Source organism: Kurthia sp. Dielmo, from assembly GCF_000307285.2.
GTDB lineage: Bacteria > Bacillota > Bacilli > Bacillales_A > Planococcaceae > Kurthia > Kurthia populi.
Window position 1 is genome coordinate 68,899 of the sequence record NZ_HE578965.1, and the last position, 9,462, is coordinate 78,360.

Here is a 9,462-nt window from a genome sequence, read left to right on the forward strand (position 1 = left end):
TTATGATTATCCGGATTCAAGCGCTAACTCCTCGGGTCATTTCGCTCTCTCCGACGTGACAAAAAGAGTCACTTGTCGAGAGCTATAAATGCCCATCGGAGTTAAACGAGCGCTTTCATCACTTATGTTTAAATTAATTTGCTTTGTAGTTTTTCTTCACTGAAGATCCAGCCTGTGTATGACCGAACGATGTTATACTCTTCATCGACATGTGCGACAGCTACGAATGGATATCGATTATTACTACGGTAGCGCAAATCGATGAGACGAATTTCTTGTAGGCCATTTTTTAGCATGCGCATCTCCCAGCGATAAATAGGGGAGAAGGATACGAAAGATTTAAAGTTTTCATCTTTTAAGACTGCATCAAATAAAGGCGTTTTTGGTAATGGCTCAATTTTAAATTTATCGTAAATTGTGATGGAGCGGCCATATGCGCGTCCAACATAATGATGTGTTTTGGAGTTTGCGGCTACACGATACTGTAAAAAGTAGCGTGTAGGTGATAAAATAACTTCTTCTGCATCGGGTACGGTATTTTCGACAGCGGTAATAACGGCTCGGTGTAACCAAATGCGTACGAGGTAATAGCCAATAAGGACGACATAGAGTGTTGCCATCGTCGGAACGGGTGGGGCACAGAATGCCCATGCGGCAATCGCCACAACATGTAAGCCGAAGATAATCGGGTCAAATGTGTTGATGATGCCAAGCGCAACCCATTTTTTGGAGAATGGGCGCACTGCCTGGGTTCCGTACGCATTAAAAATGTCGACAAACACGTGAAGCCCGACTGCACCGAATGCCCAAATCCATACGTGGAGGGCATCTGCAGAAGGGAATAATAAATGCAGAACAAGGGTAATGAGCAACGGCCATATAATAACGGCCGGAATGGAATGCGTAATACCGCGGTGATGGCGAATATAAACGGCGTTATTGCGTAATTTCAAAATGGTGTCGATATCGGGCGCTTGTGAGCCGAGGATAATCCCGGTTGCAACGGCTGCAAATGTTGCAGGATGCGATGCGACGACAGGGTCCGCTAGCGCAAGTCCACTGATGGCGACACTCATAACTAAGTGTGTACCTGTATCCAAAAAATCAGCTCCTTAGTGCCAATTTCAATCATTACGTTATAGTTCTATTTTACAATATTTTACTCGTTTCTACGAGCAATAAATGAGGGGGAAACGATTTGTATCGTTATACGAAACAATTTCAAAAAGCACTCGTTGAATGGTTCAACCGTGAAAAACGAGACTTGCCGTGGCGTCATACAACCGACCCATATAAAATCTGGGTTTCAGAAGTAATGCTACAGCAAACACGCGTTGATACGGTCATCCCATACTACGAAAATTTCTTAGAAAAGTTCCCGACAGCACAAGCACTAGCTGATGCCAATGAGGAATTTCTCTTGAAGCAATGGGAGGGCCTTGGCTATTATTCACGCGTTCGTAATTTACAAGCGGGTGTACGAGAAGTAGTCGAAAATTATGGTGGTGTTGTACCAAAAACTCGCGAAGAAATTTCAACATTAAAAGGCGTCGGTCCATACACAGCAGGGGCTGTACTCAGTATTGCCTATGGTGTGCCAGAGCATGCAGTCGATGGCAATGTCATGCGTGTATTAAGTCGTGTCTTAATGATTGATGAGGATATTGCGCTACCGAAAACGAAAAAAACATTTGAACGCGCGGTCATGGAGCTCATTGACTATGATAATCCATCTGCTTTTAATCAAGGATTAATGGAGCTCGGGGCGATGGTTTGCACACCGACATCACCAAGCTGTCTACTTTGTCCAGTGCGCGATTATTGTACAGCCTTTCATGAAGGGGAGCCGGAAAAACTGCCGGTGAAGACGAAAAAAGTGAAAACGAAAAAAATTCCGTATGATGTGTTTATCGTCGAGGACGAACAGGGACGTATTTTAATGGAACAACGTCCAGAAACAGGCCTACTTGCGAATATGTGGCAGTTCCCGATGGTCGAAGTGAAAAAAGAGGTTGTGACGGATAGCGTTATGGCAGAAATGTATCATTTTGAACTTGCTGGTAAAGAACATTTGATGCCACTAAAACATGTATTTTCACATCTTGTGTGGCAGATGGATGGCTATGTACTACGTGCAACTGATGTAGAAGAACCGCCAGAACGTGCGGCATGGCTGACACTAGACGAGGTTGAAAAATTACCGCTTTCTGTATCGATGCAGAAATTTTTAGCACAATATCGTATTGAACGCCAAAAATTGTAAAAAATTCAATGGATTTTCGGGATAATCGCAGTTTTTAACTACACCTTTGTTTGTAGGATTGTTATAATGTTACAAAAGCACTTTTTTATGAGTGCTTACAAAGGTGGGGCTTGTAATGGCGATTCCAGCAGTAGGGGAAATCGTACAAATACATAGTTATAAGCACAATGGCCGCATTCACCGCGTATGGCAAGAAACGATGGTACTAAAAAGTACAAATAAAGTGATCATCGGAGCAAATGAACGCACACTCGTTACCGAATCGGATGGCCGAACATGGTTGACGAGGGAGCCTTCAATTACGTATTTTCATTCGGAATTGTGGTATAACATTATTTGTATGCTAAGAGAAGATGGCGTTTATTATTATTGTAATATGAGTTCGCCGTTTGTATTCGATCACAACGCAATAAAATATATTGATTATGATTTAGATGTTAAGGTCTTTCCAGATATGTCGTATACACTTCTTGATGAGGATGAGTACGAAGAGCATCGCCAATTGATGAATTACCCACAAGTTATCGATAGTATTTTAAAAGCAAATTTACAAAAGCTAATCCAGTGGGTGGAACAACGTCGTGGTCCATTTGCGCCTGACTTCATTGAAGCATGGACAAATCGCTTTAAGTTCCAACGCCAATTAAACGATGAAAAAAAGCAACAAAATCCAGAACATGATTAACACCATAAGCTGTTTTGGTGGAAAAAAGGAGCTGTCTCACACGGTGGGGACCGTTCCTTTTTTGTTTTTCTGAGTCGATTTAGTAAAAAAATCCATGGATATATGCTACAATGAATCTCGCATTTTTGACGAAAGGATCTGAAGCGCATGGGCAGTATGAAGCGTTACATGCAGTTCGTTTGGCCATATAAATGGGATATCGTCATTACGTTTTTAATCGGGGTTTTGAAGTTCTTAATTCCGATGGCGACACCGTTTATCATGAAGATTGTTATCGATGATATTATCGGTGCCGATGAGCTAACGAAAGCACAACAAATGGAAGGCCTCGCGTGGTGTATTGGCATTGTTGCTATTTTATTCTTTGTTATCCGCCCACCTGTCGAGTTTTTCCGTCAATATTTTGCACAGCGTGTCAGCAACCGTATTTTGTACGATATCCGTACGAAGTTGTATGCGCACCTGCAAAAGCTAGGATTAAAGTTTTATTCAAATAACCGTGTCGGCGATGTCATTTCTCGTACGATTAATGATGTTGAACAAACGAAAGAATTCGTCATGACGGGGTTAATGAATATTTGGATTGACCTTGTAACGGTCGTTATTGCGATTGGTATCATGATGATGCTTGATGTGAAGTTAACACTGATTACATTAATTGCACTACCGTTTTATATGATTAGTGTGAAATATTTCTTTACAAAATTACGTGCGTTAACACGTGAACGTTCAAAAGCATTAGCTGGTGTACAAAGCTATTTACATGAGCGTGTGCAAGGCATGAATATTATTAAAAGCTTTACGCTTGAAAAACATGAGCAAAGCATCTTTGCTGAAACAAACGGCAATTTCTTAAATAAAGCTTTAGCTCAAACGCGCTGGAATGCCTATACATTCGCGGTCGTGAATACGATTACGGGATTAGCGCCAGTCGCGGTACTTGGTTATGCCGGGTATCATGTGATTCAAGGTAATATTACGATTGGTACGATGGCCGCATTTATCGGTTATATCGATATGCTGTACAACCCACTTCGTCGTTTAGTCAATTCATCGACAACACTGACACAGTCGGTTGCCTCAATGGACCGTATGTTTGAGTTATTTGATGAAAAATATGATATTGAAAATAAAGCTGACGCCATTGCGCTCCCTCCTGTAAAAGGGCAGGTTACCTTTAATGATGTGTCGTTCCGCTATAACGATGAGGGGCGTAATGTGCTAAGTAATATTGACTTCTCGATTCAGCCAGGACAAACGGCGGCATTCGTCGGCATGAGTGGTGGCGGGAAATCAACGATTATTAGCTTGATTCCACGTTTTTACGATGTCCTCTCAGGTAGCATTAAAATCGATGGGCATGATGTACGTGATGTGACGCTTGAAACATTACGTGGTCAAATCGGTATTGTGCAGCAGGAAAATATTTTATTTAGTGACTCTGTACGTGAAAATATTTTAATGGGGAATCCTTTTGCAACGGATGAAGATATGATTGCGGCCGCAAAAGCTGCAAATGCACATGACTTCATTATGAATTTACCCGAGGGCTATGATACGCCAGTTGGGGAACGCGGTGTGAAATTATCAGGGGGACAAAAGCAGCGTGTAGCGATTGCGCGTGTATTTCTTAAAAATCCGCCGATTTTAATTTTAGACGAAGCGACCTCAGCGCTTGATTTAGAGAGCGAAGCATTGATTCAAGAATCACTCGACCGTTTGGCGCATAATCGTACGACTTTAATTGTGGCGCACCGTTTATCCACGATTACACATGCAGACCAAATTATTGTGATTGACCACGGGGAATTAAAAGAACGTGGTACTCATGCGGAGCTAATGAGCAAGCCAGGAATTTATCATGATTTATTTAATGTTCAAAAATTAGATTAAAAAAAGAGATTGGTACAAAGCACGTCATTTTCCTTTTTTTAGCGTTTAAAACGAAAAACCGGAACCGCGCCACCGCGCGATTCCGGTTTTTCTTATGCTCATAGGAGCGGTTTTTAAGCTTCTTTAATTACAAAATATTATCTTCATCACGTTCAGTTAATAATTCACTTGAATGATATGCCTGATATGCCGTAATAAGTGTATCGAGATGCTCTAAATTTTCTTCATAATCTAAAATACGAGATAAAATGTGAAGCAGGTGATAGCTTGAAAATTCCTCATCACCCTCTCGCTCATGCTGCTCGATGACATAGTCTGCGAATATATCCATGATTTCATTACGTTGTAAAAATTCATCCTGGCCAATCCAGGTCGTATGATGCGACTTTAGCTTACCAGTGTATTTTAAAAATAGTTGCTCATGGTAAGTAGATAAGAAGTCGAGGCGCTCCTGAATCATAATATGGAAGCGTTCGGGCATATTCGCAAGTTCATTTTCATGAATGAACAGACGATTTAGCGTTTCTAAACTTTTATTCGTTGTAATAAGCATTTGACGATAAATGACGAGTTTACGCTTTTTGGCGAACAGGGCCTTTTTCGTATACGTACGCTCTTCTTTATAAAGTGTATAAATTTGGTCGAGCTTTTTTTGATGACCACGTAATGTACGCACGGATTGTTTTGTTGATGTATGCTCGGATGCTTGGCGCACAGCAAGGCGTATCCAACGTGTAATGTCATCTTGTAAATATTTTGTTGAGGCAAATAACCGTGTTTCATATTTGGGTGGTAGGAATACAAGGTTGACGATAAAGGCAGCAAGCACCCCAATCATCACCGTTGTGAAACGAATGACTGCGAATAATAAAAATTCATCAAAGGCTTCGATTTTTTGACCTTCCATAATAACGATGACGGTCACAAGTGCTAATGAAACACTGCTGGTCAACTTTAATTTCATCATGATTAATAGTGTTACGATAACGGCAAAGCCAGCAACGACTGGTTCTACCCCAAAAATGGACGCGAACACAACTGCGCTGACAGCTCCAATGACATTCCCTTGTATTTGCTCGATAATCGTTTTATACGAGCGATAAATCGATGGCTGAATCGCAAAAATAGCGGCGATACCAGCGAAGATAGGTGATGGCAAGTGGAGCCATTCAGCTAAATAAAAGGCGAAGACGATGGCAACGCCGGTTTTTAATATACGGGCACCTAATTTCATTGTTGAAATGGCAACCTCTCTTTCATTCAATATAGTTGTACTTTAACATGTTTCAAGCATTGCTTAAAGGAACTTGTTACAATAAAGCAAAGGGGGTTTTTTAATATGACAAACTTAGTTGGCAAAAAAGCGCCAAGCTTTACATTACCAAATGAACAGGGTGAGCGCATCTCTTTAAGCGATTTTGCAGGGAAAAAGGTCATTCTTTATTTTTACCCGAAAGATATGACACCAGGATGTACGACAGAAGCATGTGATTTTCGTGATGCACACGCAGATTTTTCAGATTTAAATGCTGTTGTAGTTGGTGTGAGCCCGGACCCAGCAGCACGACATACAAAATTCATCGACAAATATGAGCTACCATTTTCATTATTAGCAGATGAAGACCATGAAGTTGCGGAAGCCTATGGTGTGTGGCAATTAAAGAAAAACTTTGGTAAAGAATATATGGGCATTGTCCGCTCGACCTTTTTAATCGACGAGCATGGCACTGTTGTGAATGAATGGCGCAGTGTTCGCGTGAAGGACCATATCGCCGAAGTACTAACAACACTACGGGAAGGAGTCGAATAGATGATTTATTTTACGTTTGATCCACGACCAGATTTGAAAGAAGATTTACTAAAAAGTTTTCCAAATGAGGAGTTTGTGTTTTCACGCACGGTCGAGAATACGGATTTAGCACGTGCTGAAATCATCGTGACCTATGGTGAGGATTTGACAGAGGCGCATATTGCGACTGCCAAAAACCTACAGTGGATTATGGTAGCCTCTGCTGGTATCGAAAAAATGCCAAACGCAGCGATTGCGGCGCGTGGTATCCCAGTAACAAATGTACGCGGTATTCACAAAGTACCGATGGCTGAATCTGTTCTTATGCACATTTTAGCGCATTACCATTCTTTGCCACAAATCTATCAGTATGAAACAAAACATGAGTGGAAACGTAACTTAAAGCAACGTGAACTGTTTGGCTCAACAGCCGTTATTCTTGGGCCGGGTGCCATTGGCGGCGAGATTGGTCGTCTCTTAAAAGGATTCCATGTGACGACAATAGGTTGCAATCGTTCAGGGCGTGATGCGGCATATATGGACAAAATGGTACGCTTTGACGAACTGAAATCCGTGCTGCCAGCAGCGGATATTGTCGTATCTGTATTACCTGATACGGAGGAAACAAAGCATTTAATGACAGCACAGCATTTTGATGCGATGAAGGATACCGTGCTATTTATGAATTTTGGTCGCGGTTCACTTGTGGAAACAAACGTTTTAATAGAAGCGTTAACCGAAAATAAAATTGGTGCGGCTGTGTGTGATGTTTTTGAAACAGAGCCATTACCAGTTGATTCGCCCCTATGGGATTTACCTAATATGACCGTATCTCCACACGTTTCAAGTCATTCATCACGTTATCTAGAGCGCAGCTTCGCAATCTTTAAACCAAATTTAGAGAAGTGGCGTAGCGGTAATCACGAGGAATTAGAGAACTTTGTCGATTTAACATTAGGTTACTAATTGAGAATGTATAGATGCTAATTGAAAACTAAAACATTTTCGTCAGAGGACTATCGTTCATTTTAATCAATAAAGTTGACAGTAATGCCATGTGACAGGTACACTTATTAATAACAATTATAAATTAATAATTTGTATGAAAGAGGTGCATGGCGATGTCTGAAACGCAATTAAAAAATGCACTCGACACGCTAAAGACTACGGGCGTACGTATTACTCCGCAACGTCATGCGATTTTAGAGTATTTAATCGAAACAATGACGCATCCAACTGCGGATGATATTTATAAAGCATTAGAATCGAAATTCCCAAATATGAGTGTGGCGACAGTTTACAACAATTTACGAGTATTCCGTGAAGCGGGCCTTGTAAAAGAGTTAACATATGGTGATAACGCTAGTCGCTTTGATTTCATCACATCGAAACACTATCATGTGATTTGCTCATCATGTGGTAAAATCGTTGACTTCCATTATCCTGGACTAGACGAGGTTGAGCATGTAGCAGCGCAAGTAACCAATTTTGAAATCAATTCACACCGTATGGAAATCTACGGTACATGCCCAGAGTGTCAAGCGAAGAGTGAAGAAGTAAAGACGGCATTATAAGTTAAAACGAGATAACAACAGGAATCGCATTTAAGTATGCGGTTCCTGTTGTTCTTTTTTGCAGGGAACAATAGCGACATTTGATATTTCACGCTATAATCTACATGGAGACCAATTGTTTAGGGGGAGAATAGTTAATGGATTTACATTTACGACCGATTTATCAGGAACGCGCAAGTGATTCAAATACACTAGGTGTTATCTTAGTTGAAAAGATTGATTCAGTGAGCCCGATTACCGACAATTTTGATACAGTGCTTTTTATTATTACAAAGGATAATGAAAAACCTATTTTCACAAAACACTATTCATTTGATAATAATAAAAAGGCAGTTATGCATACTATTACCGAAAAGCAAATTCAAAAGTGGCTGATTGTTGGCTACAATAAGAAGATTGTCGATTGGTTATTTTATGGCAAGGTATTATTTGATCGTAATGAATATGTAGATACATTAAAGAAAAATCTCAAAAACTATCCTTTTGAAGGACGTCAAGTGAAGCTAGGTGTTGAGTTTGCGAAAATGATTCGTCGCTATGAAGAGAGTAAAGTATCCTTTGATGCACGTGACTACTTTGATGCATACAATCATATGATTGAAGTGTTACACCATTTAGCGCGCCAAACGATTATTCAACAAGGCCGTTATCCTGAGGTGACGGTGTGGAATCAATTAAAAGGCTACAATGTAGAAGTGTACAATCTTTATGAGAAATTTATTACGAGTCACAAAGAAATCAAGGAACGCTTATTAGAAATTTTCGATATAATTAAAATGTTAATAGAAGAAAGTGTAGAAGAGAGCGCACAACATCTATTAGAAGTAATGCAGCAAAAAGCGCATTGGAGTGTACAGCAACTACATGAAGATGAGGACTTAAATGTCTATTCGGTAAACCTTGAATTTTTCGTTGAGTTTCTAGTGGAGAAAGGCTATATTGAAATAGACCGAATCGAGACGAAGAGTCCGGGTGTTTTCCATCGTTATTATACGGTGAAAAAAAAGTAATAAAAAACGCTTGACGGTTATTAATAACTATTGTATTATATTACTTGTCCTTGAAACACAGGGCATTACAACATAACAAATGAACGAAAAAACTTTTTAAAAAAGTTGTTGACTTCTTGGAAGTTATGATGATATAATAAATGAGTCGTTAAGATAACGGCAAACGAAATGAACCTTGAAAACTGAACAAGCAAGATGTAATCACAATAAATTCGGTTCAATTGAATCGAAACAAAATGTTATCAAGT

9 protein-coding genes are annotated in these 9,462 nt (G+C 40.2%); 7 read left to right on the plus strand and 2 right to left on the minus strand.

The window, feature by feature from the left end; genetic code table 11:
• Nucleotides 1-128: 128 nt before the first annotated feature.
• Entirely contained in the window at nucleotides 129-1,100 is a 972-nt protein-coding gene (locus KTHG_RS19580) for a metal-dependent hydrolase (protein WP_139996036.1), read from the minus strand.
• A 98-nt stretch (nucleotides 1,101-1,198) separates the two neighbouring features.
• Between KTHG_RS19580 and mutY the strand changes: the two genes are divergently transcribed.
• From mutY to KTHG_RS19595, 3 genes are all read left to right on the plus strand, one after another.
• Nucleotides 1,199-2,263, plus strand: a complete 1,065-nt coding sequence (mutY, locus tag KTHG_RS19585) for an A/G-specific adenine glycosylase (protein ID WP_139996038.1) — start codon at nucleotides 1,199-1,201, stop codon at nucleotides 2,261-2,263.
• A 115-nt stretch (nucleotides 2,264-2,378) separates the two neighbouring features.
• Complete coding sequence (ntdP, locus tag KTHG_RS19590; RefSeq protein WP_126989186.1) at nucleotides 2,379-2,948, plus strand: nucleoside tri-diphosphate phosphatase; 570 nt, start codon at nucleotides 2,379-2,381, stop codon at nucleotides 2,946-2,948.
• Nucleotides 2,949-3,095: 147 nt separating this feature from the next.
• A complete protein-coding gene (locus KTHG_RS19595; protein ID WP_139996040.1) occupies nucleotides 3,096-4,841 on the plus strand; it encodes an ABC transporter ATP-binding protein in 1,746 nt (581 codons plus the stop codon).
• 127 nt (nucleotides 4,842-4,968) lie between these two features.
• On the opposite strand, the gene KTHG_RS19600 is transcribed toward KTHG_RS19595, so the two are convergent.
• Entirely contained in the window at nucleotides 4,969-6,075 is a 1,107-nt protein-coding gene (locus KTHG_RS19600) for an FUSC family protein (RefSeq protein ID WP_139996042.1), read from the minus strand.
• Nucleotides 6,076-6,180: 105 nt separating this feature from the next.
• On the opposite strand from KTHG_RS19600, the gene bcp reads away from it, so the two are divergent.
• The 4 genes from bcp (at nucleotide 6,181) to KTHG_RS19620 (ending at nucleotide 9,214) form a co-directional block, all read left to right on the plus strand.
• Nucleotides 6,181-6,651: a thioredoxin-dependent thiol peroxidase gene (gene bcp, locus KTHG_RS19605; RefSeq protein ID WP_139996044.1), complete on the plus strand. Its 471-nt coding sequence runs from the start codon at nucleotides 6,181-6,183 to the stop codon at nucleotides 6,649-6,651.
• Complete coding sequence (locus KTHG_RS19610) at nucleotides 6,652-7,596, plus strand: D-2-hydroxyacid dehydrogenase (RefSeq protein ID WP_139996046.1); 945 nt, start codon at nucleotides 6,652-6,654, stop codon at nucleotides 7,594-7,596. It begins immediately after the preceding gene.
• A gap of 155 nt (nucleotides 7,597-7,751) precedes the next feature.
• Nucleotides 7,752-8,204 carry a peroxide-responsive transcriptional repressor PerR gene (perR, locus tag KTHG_RS19615; protein WP_186439696.1) on the plus strand — a complete coding sequence of 151 codons (453 nt, stop codon included), beginning with the start codon at nucleotides 7,752-7,754 and terminating at the stop codon, nucleotides 8,202-8,204.
• A gap of 137 nt (nucleotides 8,205-8,341) precedes the next feature.
• Nucleotides 8,342-9,214: a nucleotidyltransferase-like protein gene (locus KTHG_RS19620; protein ID WP_139996048.1), complete on the plus strand. Its 873-nt coding sequence runs from the start codon at nucleotides 8,342-8,344 to the stop codon at nucleotides 9,212-9,214.
• Nucleotides 9,215-9,462 lie beyond the last annotated feature (248 nt).